Below are 17,237 nucleotides of genomic sequence, written 5' to 3'. Positions count from 1 at the left end.
CCCCCGACCCCCGCACCCGAGCACCCTGCACCCCGCACACCCCCGACCCCCGCACCCGAGCACCCTGCACCCGAGCACCCCGCACCCCCGCACCCGAGCACCCCGGCCCCCACATCCCCAACTACCGCCATCCCACCGCACTGCGGAGCTCGCGGTTCGTGCATCCCGGCACCTCTCGCATGCTCCATCACCCGTCGCACCACAACCGGTCCCGATGTCGGTGGCATGGTGTTGAGTTGTACTCATGAAGAACTCGACCGTCGCCTTCCGCGCAGAGCCGGCACTCACAGCCGCGCCGCGCGGTGGTGGCGCCGATCTCTCTCGCCACGGGCTCGCCGACCGCGGCATGAGGAATGTCGATCGGCCCGATCAGCCCACTACGGAGTCGATCGGGGCGCGGTTCGATCGTGAGGTCGCGATGATCGCGGCGTGCGATGCCGAGATCGCGGCGCTCGAGGCCGCCCGTGCCCAGCACGTCGCCGAAGCCGTCCGATGGGCCGAACTCGAGGCGCGAGTCGACGCACCACGTCGATCCGGGTCGTCGCTCGAGTGGGCGCGCCGCCGTCTCGTCACCGAGATCGCGTGCGCCACCCGCAGATCGGAGCGAGCGACCGCTCGACTCGTCGATGACAGCGAGCATCTCGTCCGCGAACTCCCGTCCACGCTTGCGGCTCTCCGAGCGGGCAGCATCTCCTGGGCCCACGCGCGCGCTCTCGTCGCTCATGCCGTCACGCTGCCCGAGTCGGCGAGGAGCGACTTCGAAGCCCAGGCGCTGCCTCTCGCGATGGCGCTGCCCTCCCATCGCTTCGACGACCGGGCCCGCCGCCTCAGAGAGGTCGCACATCCGGAGTCGATCGTCACGCGCTCGGCCGCCGCCCGCGAGGAGCGGAACGTGGTCCTGCTCCCCGAGCTCGACGGCATGGCCACGCTTCGCCATCTCCTGCCCGCGGTCGATGCGCTCGCCATCGACGACCTCGTCGATCGAATCGCCCGCTCCCATCGTGCCGACGACGACCCGCGCACCCATGCCCAGCGCCGGAGCGATGCGCTGGCCGACATCGTCCTCGGCCGAGGAGAACGCCCCACGTTCGCGCCCACCGTGCTCGTCACCGTACCCGCGACGACCGTGGCGGGAGCGGATGCTGCCCCGGGCGAACTCCACGGCTACGGCCCGATCGATGCCGACACCGCGCGCTCCATCGCCGCAGCGGCGCCGACGTTCCTCCGCGTGCTCACCGGTCCGGGCACGGGCGAGCCGCTCGTGGTCACGCGCCACCGGCATCCTGCGGCTCCTGTGTCGGGCGGCCCCGCCGGCCGCGAGCGATACAGCGCGTCGACGGCTCTGCGCACCGTGCTCATGGCCGCAGACGAGACCTGCCGCTTCCCCGGCTGCAGCCGTCGCGCCGGCCGGTGCGAACTCGACCACACCCATGCCTGGTCAGAGGGCGGAACCACCGTAGCCGGCAATCTCGCGCACCTCTGCTCCCGGCATCACCACCTCAAACACGAAGGCGGCTGGCGGGTCGCCGCCGACCCGAGCGCCTCCCGTAAACTCACCTGGACCAGCCCGCGCGGCCGCCACTACACCACCCATCCGATGGGTCTCGCGCGTCACCCGGCGCCTTCTGGCGCCCCTCCATCCGACGGCTCAGCAGCACCTCCACCGCCCGATTCGGCCGCACCACCGGAAACCCCTGCAGTGCTGCGCCATCACACCGCGCCTACCCACGACACCGCCAACACACCGAGCCGAAGCACCCGCACGACACGCGATGAACCGCCACCGTTCTGAAAGCCGGCACCTTTCGGTGCTCACTTCCCAGCGCACACCACTCGGTGCCCACGTCTCGGCGCCCACCGCTGTGCGCCCGGTATCGGCGTCCACTTCTCGGCGTCCACTTGTCGGCGTCCACTTCTCGGCGCCCACATCTCGGCGCCCACTTCTCGGCGCCCACTTCTCGGTGCCGCCGCGAGTGTCTCTGCGTGCTACTGGCGACGATGCGGGGTGCCCGCCTACCGGGTCAACCTCGACTCCTCGACACGACCTCCGCGAGCGTCACGGCCGGCAGTGCGTCCCCGACGTGCCACACCTCGCCCTCGATCAGCACCGACGTCTCCGTCTCGCGCTCGGCCGACGACCCACCGACCCACAGCTCGAGGACTCCCGGCTCCACCACGCGCTCGTATCGCGCATCCGTGAACGCCAGCCGCACCGCAGGCACCTCGAACCGCACCTCGACCTCCTCGCCGGGTTCGAGCGCCACACGCAGATACCCGAGAAGCTGCGCCACGGGTCGCGTCACGCTCCCGAGCACGTCGCGGCCATACAGCTGCACGAGGTCGACACCCCGCCGAGCTCCCGAGTTGCGCACCCGCACGGTCGCCGCGACAGGCTCGCCCGCGACCACGGTGGGCGAGGCGACCCGAAGCCCCGACCGCTCGAAGCTCGTGTACCCGAGCCCGAATCCGAAGGGCCGCACGGGTGTGCTGTCCGCACTGGTGATCTCGGTCGGCCCCCCGAGAATCGGATGCAGATAGCTGTACGGCTGCGCTCCCGCCGCCCTCGGCAACGACACCGGCAACCGGCCGGACGGCTCCACGTCGCCCGCCAGCACCGCGGCGAGCGCCGTCGCACCCTCCTCGCCCGGGAAGAAAGCCTGCACGACCGCCGACACGGCTCCCGTGGGTTCTCCCGCGTGCCGACCACCGACCCCGTCCACGGCCCACCCGATCGCATACGGACGACCCGACAGCACCACGAGCACCACGGGCGTCCCCGTCGCGGCGACCGCCTCCACGAGCGCACGCTGCCGCCCGGGCAGCTCGAGCGACTCCACGTCGTTCCCCTCGCCGACGGTGCCCCGGCCGAACAGCCCGGCACGGTCTCCCACCACGACGACCGCCACGTCCGCGGCGAGCGCCGCCGCCACGGCCGCCTCCACCGCAGCTGCAGCTCCCGCACCAGAGGCCTCGACGCCGAAAGCCTCGACGCCCTCAGCAGCCCCCTCGAACCCGCACCCCTCTGCATATTCCACTGCCCCCGCCCCGAACCTCCGCACGAAGGCCTCCCGCACGGTCGGTATCTCGAACCCGTACGGCGTGCCAGGATGATGCGCCAGCACATGGTTCGCGAATGAGTAGCACCCCATCAACGCCTCCGCGCTGTCGGCGTTGGGTCCGATCAGCGCCACCCGCACCCCGGCGGGGAGCGGCAGCACCCCGTCGTTAGACACCAGCACCAGCGACTCCTCCGCGAGCTGCCTCGCCAGCGCCCGGTGCTCGGCGTCGTCGACGTCGACCACGGCGGGCGCCTCCCCCAGCACCTCGTCGTAGTCGTCGTCGAGCAGCCCCAGTTCCTCCTTCTGCGTGAGGGCCCGCACGACCGCGAGGTCCACCAACGCCTCCGGAACACCCCCGCTCCGCACCCGCGAAGCGAGCGGCCCGAGGTACGCGTCCCCGCTCGGGAGCTCCACGTCGATCCCTGCGGCGAGAGCGAGCCCCGCGGCCTCCCCCCGATCCGCCGCCACCCCGTGCATCGTCTGCAGGAAGGCGACCGCGAAGTAGTCCGACACCACCACGCCGTCGAACCCCCAGCGATCCCTGAGCACGCCGGTGAGGTACTCCGCCGTCGCACCCACGGGCATCCCGTCGATCTCGGCGTACGAGTTCATCACCGACCGCACCCCACCGAGTCTCACGGCCATCTCGAACGGCGGCAGCAGCACGTCTTCGAGCTCGCGCCGCCCGGCGTGCACGGGCGCGTGATTCCGACCTCCCTGCGAGGCCGAGTAGCCCACGAAGTGCTTGAGCGTCGCGTGCACGCCGGCCGACTGCAGACCCCGCACGTATGCCGTACCCACGGTCCCCACGAGATACGGGTCCTCCCCGATGCACTCGTCGACCCGCCCCCACCGCGGGTCGCGGATGACGTCGAGCACGGGTGCGAGCCCCTGGTGCACCCCCAACTCGCGCATCGACCGCCCGATCGCCGCGCCCATCCGCTCGACCAGGGCCGGATCGAACGCCGCCCCCCAGGCCAGCGGCGTCGGGAACGTGGCGGCCTTCCACGCGGCGAGCCCCGTGAGCACCTCCTCGTGCACCAGCGCCGGAATCCCGAGACGGGTCTCCCGGCGGAGCCTTCGCTGCTCCCGCCACAGCCACGCGGCACGGTCGGCCGGGTCGACCGGCCGGGTGCCGTACACCCGGGTCAGGTGCCCGATGCCGTGCGCGGTCGCCTCGTCGTAGCGCGTCGACGAGGCCATCTCGCCCGCCATCGGCGCCACCACCTCGCCGCCCTGGTCGACCCAGTAGCCCACGAGTTGCGCGAGCTTCTCGTCGAGGGTCATGCGCGAGAGCAGGTCGAGTACCCGATCGGATGCGGGGGGCAGGCCCGAGGGGGCGAGGTCGTGTTCGAGTGTCACGCGTTATCCCTTGACGGCGCCGGTCAGTCCGCCGACGATGCGGCGTTCGAACAGGCTGAAGAACAGGAGGGCGGGGATCATGGAGAGCGAGGTGAACGCCAGCACCTTCGCGGTGTCGACCGCGTACTGCGAGGCGAACGCCTGGGTGCCGAGCGGCAGGGTGTACGCCGCCTCGTCGTTGAGGATGAACAGGGGCAGCATGTAGGAGTTCCAGCTGCCGATGAAGGCCAGGATGCTCACGGTGATGACCCCGGGCACGGCGAGCCTGATCACCATCCGCCAGAAGAAGCCGAGCCGGCTGCATCCGTCGATCGCCGCCGCCTCCTGGATCTCGTTCGGGATCGCGGCGAGGAACGGCACCAGGATGATGATCGTCATCGGCAGCGCGAACGCGATCTGCGGCACGATCACACCCGCGAGCGAGTTCATGAGACCGAGGTTGCGCACGAGGATGTACAGCGGGGTGATCGCGACGGTCATGGGGAACATCAGCCCTGCCGTGAACAGCGCGTACACCGCCCCACGACCGCGGAACGAATACCGCGAGAGCGCGAACGCGGCCATGAGCCCCAGCGCCACCACGAACACGGTCGTCGCGACCGCGGCGACGGCGGAGTTGGCCACCTGCCCCCAGAACACCCCGCTGGTGAGCACGTCGGCGTAGTTCGACCACTGCCACACCACGGGCAGACCCGACGGGTCGACCGTGATCTCGGAGTTCGACCGGAAGCCGCCGAGGATGATGTACGCCACGGGGGCGAGCATGAGCCCCACGAGCACGAGGGCGACGAAGTAGACGATGAACGTCGAGCGCGAATGTGGCACGGTGCGCGGGCGGGTGGGGGGTCGGGATGCGGGTCGCCGCCGCGGAGCGAGAGTCAGTGTCTGCGCCATCAGTGCGTCCCTCCCGTGATCGCGCCCGCGGTGTCGCGGCGCAGCACGAATCGTTGATACAGCAGGGCGATCACGAGCGAGATGAGGAAGATCACCAGCGCCACCGCGCTCCCGTAGCCGTAGCTGCCCGCGTTGCGGCCGTTCGCCACCATGTAGGTGGCCATGGTCGACGTGCCCGCGGTCGAGGCCACGTACTGGCCCCAGATGATCCAGACCAGGTCGAACAGCTGCAGCGAGCCGATGATCGACAGGAAGGCCCAGATGCGGATGGTCGGCCCCATGAGCGGCAGCACGATGTGTCGCTGGATCTGCCAGTAGCTCGCTCCGTCGATCGCCGCCGCCTCGCTGAGCTCCTCGGGGATGCCCTGCAGGCCGGCGAGGAAGAGGATGACCGCGAACCCGACGTACTTCCACGTGATGATGACGAGCAGCGTCCAGATCGCGATCGACGGGTCGGAGAGCCAGTCGGTGGCGAGGGCGCCGAGTCCCACCTTGTCGAGCAGGCCGTTGAGCGCGCCGGTCGACTGGAGCATCAGGCTCCAGCCGAGCCCCACCACCACCTCGGAGATGACGTAGGGCACGAAGATGAGCACCCGGATGAGCGACTGGAACCTCAGCTTGCGGTTGAGCAGCAGGGCGAGCCCGAGTGCGAGCGGGCCCTGCAGCACGAGCGACATCACCACGATGAAGGCGTTGTGGCCGAGCGCCTCGTGGAACGCGGGGTCGGTGAGGATGGTGATGTAGTTGCGCAGCCCCACGAAGTCGGTGGCGGGGCCGTAGCCCGACCAGCTGAAGAAGCCGTAGTAGGCCGCCATCGCCACCGGGAAGATGACGAAGGCGACGAACACCACCAGAGCCGGGCCGATGAGCAGCAGCAGTTCGGCCCGCTGCGGCCAGCGGCCCTGGTGCTTTCGGGGCCGACTGGGTGCCGTGCCGGTTCCTGAGCCGGAGACCCCGGCGGGGGGCGGTGCCTGGAGTGCACCGTCCCCCGCCGTCGTAGCCGGCGCCGCCGTCGCGGATCCCGCGGAAGCCCGAGCCGGGAGCCGATCGTCGTGGAGCGTCGTCATGGATGTGCCCTACGACTTGGCCGCCGCGGCGTTCACCGCGTCGACGATCCCCTGGGCGTCTCCCTTGCCCGCGAACATGTCGACGACGGCCACGTTGAGCGCGTTACCCACGTTCTGGCCGTAGAGGGTGTCGAGCCACAGCACGACGTAGGGTGCCTCACTGTAGGCGGCCAGCACGTCCTGCAGCGCCGGGTCGGTGACCACGCCCTGCGCCTCCTGCGAGGCCGGCAGGGTCTGGAACGCCTCGGCGTAACCCTCCTGGTTGTCCTTCTCCACGATGAAGTTGAGGAAGTCGACGCACTCCTTCGGTGCGTTCACCCAGCACGAGAACCCGTCGACGCCGCCCATCATCGCGCCCGGCTCGCCGTCGCCGCCCGGAACCTCGGGGAACGCGAACCACTTGAGGTCGGCGAGCGGCTGCTCGTCGGGGGTGAGCGAGGCGATCACGCCGGGATCCCACGCGCCCATCAGCTCCATGCCGGCCTGGTGGTTGGCGAGCAGACCCGCCGACGAACCGGCGCCCTGCTGCGCGGCCGTGGTGAGGAACCCGTCGTTGAAGGGCTCGGTGTCGAGGAACGACTGCAGGTTCTCGCCCGCGGTGAGCCAGCACTCGTCGTCGAAGGTGCGGCTCTCGGCCGCGGCGTCGAGCGCGTCTTTCGAGCAGGCCCGCAGGGCGAAGTTGTAGTACCAGTGGGCGGCGGGCCAGGCGTCTTTCGCACCCACCGCGATCGGGTCGATGCCGGCCGACTTCAGCTGCTCGTCGACGCCTTCGAGCTCGTCGATGGTGCCGGGGGTCTCGGTGACGCCCGCCTCGGTGAACAGGTCGGAGGAGTAGAAGATGCCGGAGGGCAGCACCGATACGGGCATCCCGTAGTTCTTGCCGTCGACCTCGAAGGCCGAGAGCGAATTGCCGACCGCGGCCTTGGCCTCGTCGGAGATGCCGTCGGTGAGGTCCATCACCTGACCGGCCTTCACCACGTCGGCGAGCTTGCCGCCGCCGCGGGCCATGAACACGTCGGGTGCGTCGCCCGAGTTGAGGGCGGTCTGCAGCTTGCCGTCCATCTCCTCGTTCTGCACGGCCTGGATCTCGACCGTCACCCCGGGGTTGGCGGCCTCGAAGGCCGCGGCCGTGTCGACCCAGTACTGTTTGCCGGCACCGGTGGTGGAGTTGTGCCAGAAGGTGAGGGTGACGCCGTCACCGGATGCGCTGTCGCCGCCTCCGGCCGAACATCCGCTGAGGGCGAGGGCGCCGAGCACGACGGCTGCCGTGCCGGCCAGGAACCTGGTGTGTCTCATCTGCTGTGAACCTGCTCTCTTCATTGAGTCGCGCTGGTGGGAATGGGTCGAGTGTCGCAACCGGGTGGTGACTCGTCAAACGTTTTCGAAAACCTTTTCCACGGGTCTACACTCGGCGTTCATGACAGCGACGGTGATGTCGGCGGAGCGCTCGGCGTGATGGCGCGGGCGACGGGATGCGCGGTACGGGCTGCTCGCGGGCGCGGCCCGGGGTGGGCTGCATGATGGCCCGCGCGACGATCCACGACGTGGCGGCGGCGGCCGGGGTGTCGGTGGCGACGGTCTCGAAGGCCGTGAACGGCCGCTACGGCGTCTCCCCCGACACCGCGGTGCGTGTGCTCGAGGCGGTCGAGGCGCTCGGCTACGAGTCGAGCCTCGTCGCGAGCAGCATGCGCGCGAGGCGCACGGGGGTGATCGGGGTGCTGGTCGCCGACTTCGAGCCGTTCAGCGCCGAGATCCTCAAGGGTGTGGGCGTCGCCCTCCACGGCTCGCGCTACGACCTGCTCGCCTACAGCGGCTCGAGGCAGGGCGACGGCGAGGGTTGGGAGCGCCGATCGCTCAGCCGTCTCAGCGGCACGCTGATCGACGGCGCGATCATGGTCACCCCCACGGTGGTGAACGCCGCCGCCGAGGTACCGGTGGTGGCCGTCGACCCGCACACCGGACGCGCCGACCTCCCCACCGTCGAGGCCGACAGCCGCGGCGGCGCGCGCGAGGCCGTCGACTACCTCGTCTCGCTCGGCCACCGGCGCATCGGCTTCGTCGCCGGCCGGCCCGACCTCCGCTCCTCTCGGCTCCGCGACGCCGGCTACCGCGACGCCCTCGCCGCCGCGGGCCTCGGACACGACCCGGCCCTCGTGCGCGTCGGTTTCTACGATGCCGACAGCGCCCGCCGTGCGGCACAGGAACTCCTCACGCAGCCCGACCCTCCCACCGCCGTGTTCGCGGCCAACGACCTCTCGGCCATCGCCATCATCGAGGTGGCGCGCGCGCTCGGACTCGAGGTGCCGACCGACCTCTCGGTCGTGGGCTTCGACGACGTGCCGGAGGCCTCGCGCTCGGGACTCCCCCTCACCACCGTGCGCCAGCCGATGCAGAGCATCGGGCAGACCGCCGCCACGATGCTGTCGGCGCTCATGGCGGGCGACACCCTCTCCACGCTGCACGTGCTCCTGCCCACCAAACTCGTCCGCCGTGCCACGACGGCCCCGCCGCGCTCCGGATAGCGCGGCACCCACCCGGCAATCCGCATTACCCGCCACCTACCATCCATCACCGAGCCCCGAGGAGTTCCATGGGCCGCTACCGCAATCCCGTCCTGACGGGCTGCCACCCCGACCCGAGCCTCTGCCGTGTCGGCGACGAGTTCTTCCTCGTCACCTCGACCTTCGAGTACCTCCCCGGCCTGCCGGTGCACCGTTCCACGAACCTCGTCGACTGGGAGCCTCTCGGCCACGCCATCGACCGGTCCGATCAGCTCGACCTCTCCGCGCTCGCCGGTTCTCGGGGACTGTACGCGCCCACCATCCGCCACGACGGCCAGCGCTTCCTCGTCGTGTGCACCGTGGTGGGTCCCGATCCGACGGCCCCGCCCGCCGGCGGCGCCACGGGGCATGAGACCACCTGGCACGGTCGCACCGGCCATTTCGCGGTCACCGCGACGGATGCGCGTGGCCCGTGGTCCGACCCGGTCTGGATCGACGGGGTCGGCGGGTTCGATCCCTCGCTCACCATCGACGGCGACTCGCTCTGGTTGTGCGGCACCGAGCCGGCGTCGCCCGCGGAGTGGCCGGGTCAGACGAACGTGTGGGTCGTCGAGCTCGATCCCGCTTCGTTCCAGGCGCTCGGAGCGCCGACCGTCATCTGGCAGGGCGCCCTGGCCGGCGCCGTCTGGGCGGAGGGCCCGCACATCCTGGCCCGGCCCGGGGGCGGCTGGATGCTCGTGGCCGCCGAGGGCGGCACGGCCCGCGAGCACGCGGTGTGCGTGGCGTACGCCGACGAGATCACCGGCCCGTATCGCGGCGACCCCGGCAACCCCAGGCTCACCCATCGCGATCTCGGCGGCCTGGCCCCCATCGCCGCGGTCGGGCACGCCGATCTCGTCGACGACACCGCCGGGCGCACCTGGGCCACCGTGCTGGCCACCACCCCGGTCGACGGCGAGGACGGACTCCTGGGCCGCCAGACCCACCTCGTGCCGGTGGAGTGGGAGGACGGCCGGCCCGTGTTCGCCCCCGGCGAGGCCCGGGTGCGCGCCGTGATGGAGGCCGACGGTGTGCCCGACCAGGCTCCGGCACCGACCGTCTTCGACGACGGATTCGACGCGTCCGAGCTCGACCTCGCCTGGAACGGAGTGGGCCGGCATCCCTCGGAGTTCGCGACGCCGGGGTCGCCCGGGACGCCGCTGCTCCTGTCCGGGGGCGCCGAGCCTGCCTCGCTCGGACCGCAGTCGTTCCTGGGGAGGCGCCTTCCCCACGCAGCGGTCGACGCGAGCGTCACCCTGCGGAGTCCGGTGTCGGGAGCCGGGCCGGAATCCGGACTAGGTTCTCCGTCACGGCCGACCGAGGGCGGAGCACTCCGCGGCGGGCTGCTGCTGCGCACGAGCGAGCGGGCCCACCTCGAGCTGGCGGTCGACTCGCACGGCACCGCCATCTGCTCGCTGGTCGCCGACGGCATCCGCACCGCCCTCGCCGAGGCCACGACCGTGGACGACCCGCTCACGGTGCTGGAGCTGCGCATCCGTCACCGTCGGGCAGCGGCGCTGGTGGACGGCGTCACCGTCGCGGAGGCCGATCTCACCGCCCTCGTGCCCGATCAGGCGAGCGGGTTCGTGGGCGCCTGGATCGGGCCGTTCGCCGTCGGCCGGGCCGACGAGTCGATCGAGGTGGAGCGGGTCACGCTGCTCGTGAGGGCAGAGGAGGGCTGATCGCCTCCCGCATCATCCCTCGCGCACCACGTCGAGGGCGTGCTGCAGGTCGTCGGGGTAGTGGCTGGTGAACTCCACGTACTCCCGCGTCTCGGGGTGGATGAAACCCAGCCGCATCGCGTGCAGCCACTGGCGGGTCAGCCCGAGCCGTGCCGAGAGCACCGGATCGGCTCCGTAGAGCGTGTCGCCGCAGCACGGGTGCTTCTGGGCCGACATGTGCACCCGGATCTGGTGGGTGCGCCCCGTCTCGAGGTGGATCTCGAGCAGCGTGGCGGCCCGGAAAGCCTCGAGCGTCTCGTAGTGCGTGACCGACGGCTTGCCGGCCGCGGTCACCGCGAACTTCCAGTCCGACTTCGGGTGACGGCCGATGGGCGCGTCGATCGTGCCCGAGAACGGATCGGGGTGCCCTTGCACGAGGGCATGGTAGATCTTGTTCACCTCGCGGTCGTGGAAGGCCCGCTTCAGCCAGGTGTACGCGCTCTCGGTCTTCGCCACGACCATCAGACCGCTGGTGCCCGCGTCGAGCCGGTGCACGATGCCCGCGCGCTCCGCCGCTCCGCTCGTGGCGATGCGGAACCCGGCGCCGGCGAGGGCGCCGAGCACCGTGGGTCCTTCCCACCCGACCGACGGATGCGCGGCAACCCCCACGGGCTTGTCGACCACCACGATGCTGTCGTCGTCGTAGACGATCCCGAGCTCGGGAACGATCACCGGCACGATCCGCGGCTCCTCGCGCGGCGACCACTCCACCGAGAGCCAGCCGTCACGGCGCAGGCGATCCGACTTTCCGACCACCCGGCCGTCGAGGCTCACTCCGCCGGCGTCGACCACCTCGGCCGCGAAGGTGCGCGAGAAGCCGAGCAGCTTGGCGATGCCGGCGTCGACGCGGGTTCCGTCGAGTCCGTCGGGCACCGGGAGGGTCCGCGATTCCATGAGGCGACCGACCGTCAGTTCTCGTCGCGCGCGACGGCGGCGTCGGCGTTGTCGGCGCCGTCGGCCTTCTTCGCCGGTACCGCCTTCGTGCCGTCCAGGCCGATGCCCCGGATGGTGAGGATGAGGAACAGCACCATCGCCGCGGTGATGGACACGTCGGCGAGGTTGAAGATGGCGGGCAGCAGCGGGATGGTGAGGAAGTCGATCACGTGCCCCACACCGAAGCCCGGCTCGCGGAACAGCCGGTCGGCAAGGTTTCCGACGGTGCCGCCGAGCAGCAGACCGAACACCCAGGCCCAGGCGAACGACCGGATGCGGCGCGAGAACCAGATGATGACCACCGTCACCGCACTGGCGAGGATCGCGAAGATCCAGGTGTAGGCGTTGCCGATCGAGAAGGCGGCACCCGGGTTCTTCACGAAATGGAACTGGAGCAGGTCGCCCAGCACGGGGACGACCTCGCCCAGTTCGAGGTTCTGCACGACGAGGAACTTCGAGATCTGATCGATCGCGACCGAGGCCAGCGCGACGGCGATCAGCACGACGAGAACCCGCGGCCGGGCCCGGCTGGTGCCGGACCCGAGCGCGGGATTCGTCTCTTCCGAGGGGTTCTCCGCCGGGGTGCTATCCGCCAAAGCCGCTGAAGCTCGGCGACGACGGCGCCTTCTCGGCGTCGACGCTCGAGGAGGTCAGCTCGCCGAGCTGCTCCTCGATGTAGCTCTTGAGACCGGCACGGTAGTCCTTCTCGAAGGTGCGCAGCTCGTCGATGCGGTGCTCGATGCCGGCCTTCTCCTGGTTGAGACGGGCCAGCTCGTTGCGCTGCTTGGTCTCGGCCTCGGCCACGATGCGGGCCGCGGTGGCGTGACCCTCGGCGATGAGGGCGTCGCGCTTGTCGGCACCCTCCTTGACGTGCTCGTCGTGGAGACGGCGGGCCAGCTGCAGCAGGTTCGTGGTGGAGACCGACTCGTCGTCGACCTCGGCGACGGGGGCGGCCACCGGTGCGGGCGCGGGAGCCGGCGTGGGCTCCTCGACGACCTCTTCGACGACGGCCACGGGAGCGGGGGCCGGAGCGGCCGCGGGAGCACCCTCGAGGCGGGCCTTCAGCTCCTCGTTCTCCTGGGTGAGGCGGCGCAGCTCGACGACGACCTCGTCGAGGAAGTCGTCGACCTCGTCCTGGTCGTACCCTTCACGGAACTTGGTCTGAGAGAATCTCTTGTTGACGACATCTTCCGGAGTCAACGCCATGGTTTTCCACCTTTTGTACTTCGACGACAGTGATAACGCGTTGCTAACCGTAGCAACAATCCCGGCGAACGTCCCGTGAACGGGGCGACTCACCAGAAGCCGTAGCTCCCAGGATACAGCCTGACCCTCTTGAGCACAGGACTGTGACGCGTGATTGCGCCGTCGGGAGGCTGCGGCCGAGGCCGCGCGGAAGAACTAGACCGCGCGGAAGAACCCGGCGACCGACATGGCGATGATAACGATCAGCATGACGATGCTCCACCCGAAGTCGAGCGCCACCGCACCGAGCCGGAGCGGCGGGATGATGCGGCGGAAGAAGCGGATGGGCGGGTCGGTGACCGTGTAGGTCACCTCGGCCAGCACGAGCAGCGCGCCCGTCGGCCGCCAGTCGCGGCGCACCGTGCGCACGAGGTCGAGGACGAAGCGTCCCCACATCAGGAAGAAGTACAGCAGCAGCGCGAAATAGACGACGGTCGCGACGATCGAGACGAGGGAACCCACCCCGTAATTATGACTGCACGAAGAACGACGACTCCGCACGGGAGTCGCCGGAGGCGTCGCCCGACACCGAGACATGCGAGGGCGAGAGCAGGAAGACCTTGCTCGTCACACGCTCGATCTTGCCGTAGAGGCCCTGCGAGAGCCCGCCCGCGAAGTCGATGAGGCGGCGCGCGTCGGCATCCGTCATCTGCGACAGGTTGATGATGACCGGGATGCCCTCGCGGAAGTTCTCGGCGATCAGCTGAGCGTCTTTGTACTGCTTGGGGTGGACGGTGAGGATCTCGTTCATCTCAGCGGGGGCCACATTCTTCGGAGTGTGCTGCACGGGCTTGCGGAGGGGGGTCACCGGGGCGCGGTTACCGGTGTGCGCCTGCGCGGCGGGCGCGGAGGACTGCGGATGTGGCACCGGGGCGACCGGCGTGGTCGCCTGGGCCTGGGTGGCGGGCGTCTCGTACTCGAGCTCTTCGTCGGCGAGCCCCAGGTACACCATGGTCTTGCGGAGCGGGTTGGCCATCAGAACCTCCGGTTGCAGTTGCGTTCTTCCTGCTCAGAAGATTAATCGCGCTGCGGCCGGTTTCCGGTGATTGCCGTGCCGATGCAGAGGTGTGTCGCCGACAATTCGCGCGAGCTATTCCTGCGACGGCCGGGGCCCCGTGATGGCCGTGCCGATGCGGAGGTGCGTCGCGCCCTCGGCGATCGCCTCGCGGAAGTCGTGGGACATGCCGGCCGAGATCTCGGTGGCCGTGGGCACCACGATGGCGACCTGCTCGCTGATCGCCTTCAATCGCGCGAACGCACGCCGCGGTTCCTCCCCGAGCGGTGCGACGGCCATCACCCCGCGCAGGCGGAGCCCCGTGGCGGCCTCGGTGGCGATCAGTTCGGCCAGTCGCGGCGCGTCGTCGGGCCGGGCGCCACCGCGAGCGGGGTCGTCGGTGAGGTTCACCTGCAGGAACGCGTCCAGCGTCGCCTCGCCGTCTGCGGGCCGGGCGAGTGCGGTCACGAGAGCCTCACGGTCGATCGAGTGCACCACGCTGGCGTACTCGCGCACCTGTCGCGCCTTCTTCGACTGCAGCTGGCCGACGAAATGCCAGTGCACGCCATCGAGATCGGCGAGCTCGGCCGCCTTCTCCCTGGCCTCCTGGTGCCGGTTCTCCCCGAAATCACGCACGCCGAGCGCGTGGAGCGCGCGCACGAGCGAGGCGGGGTGGAACTTCGTTACCGCGATGAGGGTGAGCTCCTCGGGCTCACGGCCGGATGCGCGTGCGGCGTCCGCGATCCCGGCCCGCATGGCCGCCAACCGGTCGGCCAGTGTGCCCTCAGGCTCGACCATGCCGCCACGATCTCGCAGCGCCGGCATCCACGGTGGAGACCCGGGCGGTCACTTGAGGAAGTCGGGCACGTCGAGGTCGGAGTCGTCGTCGTCGGAGGCGGGGTCGAGCGCGACCGCGCCGGTGAGCCCGAGGTCGGCCGCCGGGGTCGACCACGAGGCCGTGGCGGGGCTGTCCTGCGACTCCTCCTGCTGACGCTCCGCGCGGTGGTCGCGGCGGAGGGTCGCCGTGGCCGAGCCGTGACGGCCGTAGGGGTCCGACTCCTCGGAGGCGCCCACGAAGCTGCCCCGGCGCGACTCCGCCGGCGCCGCGACCGGGTTCGGCTCGCCGCCGTCGAAGCCGGCGGCGATCACCGTCACGCGCACCTCGTCGCCGAGGGTGTCGTCGATCACGGCACCGAAGATGATGTTCGCCTCGGGGTGGACCGCATCCTGAACCAGCTTCGCGGCGTCGTTGATCTCGAAGATGCCGAGGTTCGAGCCGCCCTGGATCGAGAGCAGCACACCGTGCGCGCCGTCGATCGAGGCCTCGAGCAGCGGGCTCGCGACCGCCAGCTCGGCCGCCTTGATGGCACGGTCGGCACCCCGGCTCGAGCCGATTCCCATGAGCGCCGAACCCGCGCCCTGCATGACCGACTTCACGTCGGCGAAGTCGAGGTTGATGAGGCCGGGGGTGGTGATGAGGTCGGTGATGCCCTGCACGCCGGCGAGCAGCACCTGGTCTGCGGTCGAGAAGGCCTCGAGCATGCTGATGCCGCGGTCACTGATCTCGAGCAGGCGGTCGTTGGGCACGACGATGAGGGTGTCGACCTCGTTCTTGAGCGTGGAGACACCGTCTTCGGCCTGGGCCGCCCGGCGCTTGCCCTCGAAGCCGAAGGGCTTCGTGACGACACCGATGGTGAGCGCTCCGATCGACTTCGCGATGCGCGCCACGACCGGAGCACCGCCCGTGCCGGTTCCGCCGCCCTCGCCCGCCGTCACGAACACCATGTCGGCCCCGGCGAGGGCCTCCTCGATCTCTTCGGCGTGGTCTTCGGCGGCACGACGGCCCACCTCGGGGTCGGCGCCGGCGCCGAGGCCCCGGGTGATCTCGCGGCCCACGTCGAGCTTGACGTCGGCGTCGCTCATGAGCAGGGCCTGGGCGTCGGTGTTGATCGCGATGAACTCGACTCCGCGGAGGCCGAGCTCGATCATGCGGTTGACGGCGTTCACACCGCCGCCGCCGATGCCGACGACCTTGATCACGGCGAGGTAGTTCTGGTTTGCAGTCACGTGCGGCCTCCGCGGGATCCTCAAGTCTCAAGTTCAGGTAGAGAGTTAAAGTTCTACCCAGTAGATGTTTCCTACGACGACGTTAGGCGAGAACCCTCGCGCCACCCGGGAGACGCGCCGCGTGTCGCGGAGGCCAGGGAGGGATGAACAGGGCTCAGCGGATGACGGGGCTCTGCGGGCTCGACACGTCGTACTCCACCGCGGCGGCCGGATCCTGGGTGGCGATGAGGCGCTGCAGGATGAGCGCCTTGAGATCCGAGTCCTCCGCGCTCCCCCAGACGACACGCTGGCCCGCTCCGGTGAACACCATCGTCACACTGTCGGGAGTCGTGCCGCTGATGGAGTCGACCTGGGTGAGGAGCGCGTCGGGCAAGGACATGAGCACGGCCGCCGCCGCCTCGAAGCCCGGGCCGCCGAAGGTCGTCCCGCTGAGATCGAGGAGGGGGAAGCCCGCGATCCGCTCGGCCGACTGCTGCACGGTGACCCCGGCCGCGTCGATGAGCTGGTAGCCCTGCTCGGTCTGGACCTGCGCCACCGGGCGGCGTTCGACCAAGCGCACCGCGAGGGTGTCGGGAGGCCTCGCTTCCACCGAGTACGACGCGATGAGCGGGAACCCTGCGAGCTCCTGCTCGATCGCTCCGTAGTCGACGAGCGCCAGAGGGCGGCCCTGCTGCTCGGCCAGCGCCGAGGTCACGGTGCCCGGGTCGAGCCGCGAGGTGCCCTCGATCACGATCTGGCGCACCGAGAGCAGGGGCGAATAGGCCACCAGCAGCACGAGCAGCACCAGAGATCCCAGCACGGCACCCGAGACCGCCCACGCGAGGCGGCGACGACGGCTGCGCACCGTGAAGCGCCGGGCCTCGAGCCGCTCGAACCGGCGGCGGCGACGAGTGGCCCTGCGCAGCTCACGCCGGGCTGCGGCGCTCGACCGGGCTGCCTGCGGTGCGTCGGGCTCGCCGTCGTCGGCGAGCTCGCTCGCACCGGGGGCACGCCTGGCGCGTTCGGCCGATGCCGTGGTCGTGGCCGGGCGCGCTTTCACCGTGGTGCCCCGCCGGGCGGCTGTGCTCTCGGACGCTCGCGCCGGCGCTCGCATCGCGCCACGCGCATCCGCGTCGGAACGGGTGCCGGCCTGCGTGTCGATTCGGTCGACCGGCACCGTGGCATCGGCATCGGCATCGGCGCCACGCGGGCCCCGCGACGCGACCGTGTCGAGTCGGTCGACCGGCACCGTGGCCTCGGAGTCGGCACGAGTGTGCGTCGCAGGCTTCGGGCGTCGCACGCGGGGTTCGGCCGGTGTGCGCGGCTCGGGGTCACCCGCGGGCGGCGGTGCGGGCGGGGTGATGCCCGGGGGGCGC

At 70.7% G+C, this 17,237-nt stretch carries 15 protein-coding genes; 3 read left to right on the top strand and 12 right to left on the bottom strand.

Annotated elements, in window-relative coordinates:
* Window positions 1–244 precede the first annotated feature (244 nt).
* Window positions 245–1,792, top strand: coding sequence for an HNH endonuclease signature motif containing protein (locus N1031_RS12055; protein WP_259479875.1), 1,548 nt, complete (start codon window positions 245–247; stop codon window positions 1,790–1,792).
* A 229-nt stretch (window positions 1,793–2,021) separates the two neighbouring features.
* Here N1031_RS12055 and N1031_RS12050 read toward each other — a convergent pair whose 3' ends face one another.
* The 4 genes from N1031_RS12050 to N1031_RS12035 all read right to left on the bottom strand — a co-directional run bounded on the left by N1031_RS12050 (window position 2,022) and on the right by N1031_RS12035 (window position 7,678).
* Window positions 2,022–4,346 carry a beta-xylosidase/alpha-l-arabinosidase gene (locus N1031_RS12050; RefSeq protein WP_259479899.1) on the bottom strand — a complete coding sequence of 775 codons (2,325 nt, stop codon included), beginning with the start codon at window positions 4,344–4,346 and terminating at the stop codon, window positions 2,022–2,024.
* A 78-nt stretch (window positions 4,347–4,424) separates the two neighbouring features.
* Window positions 4,425–5,315, bottom strand: coding sequence for a carbohydrate ABC transporter permease (locus tag N1031_RS12045; RefSeq protein ID WP_310795689.1), 891 nt, complete (start codon window positions 5,313–5,315; stop codon window positions 4,425–4,427).
* The gene (locus N1031_RS12040; protein ID WP_259479874.1) at window positions 5,315–6,382 is read right to left on the bottom strand and encodes a carbohydrate ABC transporter permease; all 1,068 of its coding nucleotides are present in this window, start codon (window positions 6,380–6,382) and stop codon (window positions 5,315–5,317) included. The genes N1031_RS12045 and N1031_RS12040 overlap by 1 nt, the downstream gene beginning before the upstream one ends.
* A gap of 9 nt (window positions 6,383–6,391) precedes the next feature.
* Window positions 6,392–7,678, bottom strand: coding sequence for an extracellular solute-binding protein (locus tag N1031_RS12035; RefSeq protein ID WP_259479873.1), 1,287 nt, complete (start codon window positions 7,676–7,678; stop codon window positions 6,392–6,394).
* A gap of 221 nt (window positions 7,679–7,899) precedes the next feature.
* Here N1031_RS12035 and N1031_RS12030 point away from each other — a divergent pair, with 221 nt between their 5' ends.
* Both N1031_RS12030 and N1031_RS12025 read left to right on the top strand, forming a co-directional pair.
* The gene (locus tag N1031_RS12030) at window positions 7,900–8,904 is read left to right on the top strand and encodes a LacI family DNA-binding transcriptional regulator (protein WP_259479872.1); all 1,005 of its coding nucleotides are present in this window, start codon (window positions 7,900–7,902) and stop codon (window positions 8,902–8,904) included.
* 68 nt (window positions 8,905–8,972) lie between these two features.
* On the top strand, window positions 8,973–10,604 hold the full coding sequence (locus tag N1031_RS12025; protein ID WP_259479871.1) for a glycoside hydrolase family 43 protein: 1,632 nt from the start codon (window positions 8,973–8,975) through the stop codon (window positions 10,602–10,604).
* 12 nt (window positions 10,605–10,616) lie between these two features.
* Here N1031_RS12025 and N1031_RS12020 read toward each other — a convergent pair whose 3' ends face one another.
* From N1031_RS12020 to N1031_RS11985, 8 genes are all read right to left on the bottom strand, one after another.
* Window positions 10,617–11,537, bottom strand: coding sequence for an RluA family pseudouridine synthase (locus N1031_RS12020; protein WP_259479870.1), 921 nt, complete (start codon window positions 11,535–11,537; stop codon window positions 10,617–10,619).
* Window positions 11,538–11,551: 14 nt separating this feature from the next.
* The gene (gene lspA, locus N1031_RS12015; RefSeq protein ID WP_259479869.1) at window positions 11,552–12,172 is read right to left on the bottom strand and encodes a signal peptidase II; all 621 of its coding nucleotides are present in this window, start codon (window positions 12,170–12,172) and stop codon (window positions 11,552–11,554) included.
* On the bottom strand, window positions 12,162–12,782 hold the full coding sequence (locus N1031_RS12010) for a DivIVA domain-containing protein (RefSeq protein WP_259479868.1): 621 nt from the start codon (window positions 12,780–12,782) through the stop codon (window positions 12,162–12,164). Before N1031_RS12010 ends, lspA begins: the two co-directional genes overlap by 11 nt.
* A gap of 195 nt (window positions 12,783–12,977) precedes the next feature.
* Window positions 12,978–13,283, bottom strand: a complete 306-nt coding sequence (locus tag N1031_RS12005; RefSeq protein ID WP_259479867.1) for a YggT family protein — start codon at window positions 13,281–13,283, stop codon at window positions 12,978–12,980.
* Window positions 13,284–13,290: 7 nt separating this feature from the next.
* Window positions 13,291–13,797 (bottom strand): cell division protein SepF, encoded by a 507-nt coding sequence (locus N1031_RS12000; RefSeq protein WP_259479866.1) that lies wholly within the window; start codon window positions 13,795–13,797, stop codon window positions 13,291–13,293.
* Window positions 13,798–13,911: 114 nt separating this feature from the next.
* A complete protein-coding gene (locus N1031_RS11995) occupies window positions 13,912–14,613 on the bottom strand; it encodes a YggS family pyridoxal phosphate-dependent enzyme (RefSeq protein WP_259479865.1) in 702 nt (233 codons plus the stop codon).
* Between the two features lie 48 nt (window positions 14,614–14,661).
* Window positions 14,662–15,882 carry a cell division protein FtsZ gene (gene ftsZ / locus N1031_RS11990; protein ID WP_259479864.1) on the bottom strand — a complete coding sequence of 407 codons (1,221 nt, stop codon included), beginning with the start codon at window positions 15,880–15,882 and terminating at the stop codon, window positions 14,662–14,664.
* A 154-nt stretch (window positions 15,883–16,036) separates the two neighbouring features.
* Window positions 16,037–17,161, bottom strand: coding sequence for a cell division protein FtsQ/DivIB (locus N1031_RS11985; protein WP_259479863.1), 1,125 nt, complete (start codon window positions 17,159–17,161; stop codon window positions 16,037–16,039).
* Window positions 17,162–17,237 lie beyond the last annotated feature (76 nt).

The sequence above is a fragment of the Herbiconiux moechotypicola genome (assembly GCF_024979255.1).
In the GTDB taxonomy this organism is placed as follows: domain Bacteria; phylum Actinomycetota; class Actinomycetes; order Actinomycetales; family Microbacteriaceae; genus Herbiconiux; species Herbiconiux moechotypicola.
The sequence above is the reverse complement of the archived record's forward strand: the minus strand, read 5'-3'. Positions and strand labels throughout refer to the sequence as shown.

Excerpts from the sequence above, each read along its gene's own strand:
- N1031_RS12010 (WP_259479868.1), bottom strand. The coding sequence starts at position 12,782 with ATGGCGTTGACTCCGGAAGATGTCGTCAACAAGAGATTCTCTCAGACC.
- N1031_RS12020 (WP_259479870.1), bottom strand. The coding sequence starts at position 11,537 with ATGGAATCGCGGACCCTCCCGGTGCCCGACGGACTCGACGGAACCCGC.
- N1031_RS12055 (WP_259479875.1), top strand. The coding sequence starts at position 245 with ATGAAGAACTCGACCGTCGCCTTCCGCGCAGAGCCGGCACTCACAGCC.
- N1031_RS12000 (WP_259479866.1), bottom strand. The coding sequence starts at position 13,797 with ATGGCCAACCCGCTCCGCAAGACCATGGTGTACCTGGGGCTCGCCGAC.
- N1031_RS12025 (WP_259479871.1), top strand. The coding sequence starts at position 8,973 with ATGGGCCGCTACCGCAATCCCGTCCTGACGGGCTGCCACCCCGACCCG.
- N1031_RS12040 (WP_259479874.1), bottom strand. The coding sequence starts at position 6,382 with ATGACGACGCTCCACGACGATCGGCTCCCGGCTCGGGCTTCCGCGGGA.
- N1031_RS11995 (WP_259479865.1), bottom strand. The coding sequence starts at position 14,613 with ATGGTCGAGCCTGAGGGCACACTGGCCGACCGGTTGGCGGCCATGCGG.
- N1031_RS12030 (WP_259479872.1), top strand. The coding sequence starts at position 7,900 with ATGATGGCCCGCGCGACGATCCACGACGTGGCGGCGGCGGCCGGGGTG.
- N1031_RS12050 (WP_259479899.1), bottom strand. The coding sequence starts at position 4,346 with ATGACCCTCGACGAGAAGCTCGCGCAACTCGTGGGCTACTGGGTCGAC.
- N1031_RS12045 (WP_310795689.1), bottom strand. The coding sequence starts at position 5,315 with ATGGCGCAGACACTGACTCTCGCTCCGCGGCGGCGACCCGCATCCCGA.
- N1031_RS12035 (WP_259479873.1), bottom strand. The coding sequence starts at position 7,678 with ATGAGACACACCAGGTTCCTGGCCGGCACGGCAGCCGTCGTGCTCGGC.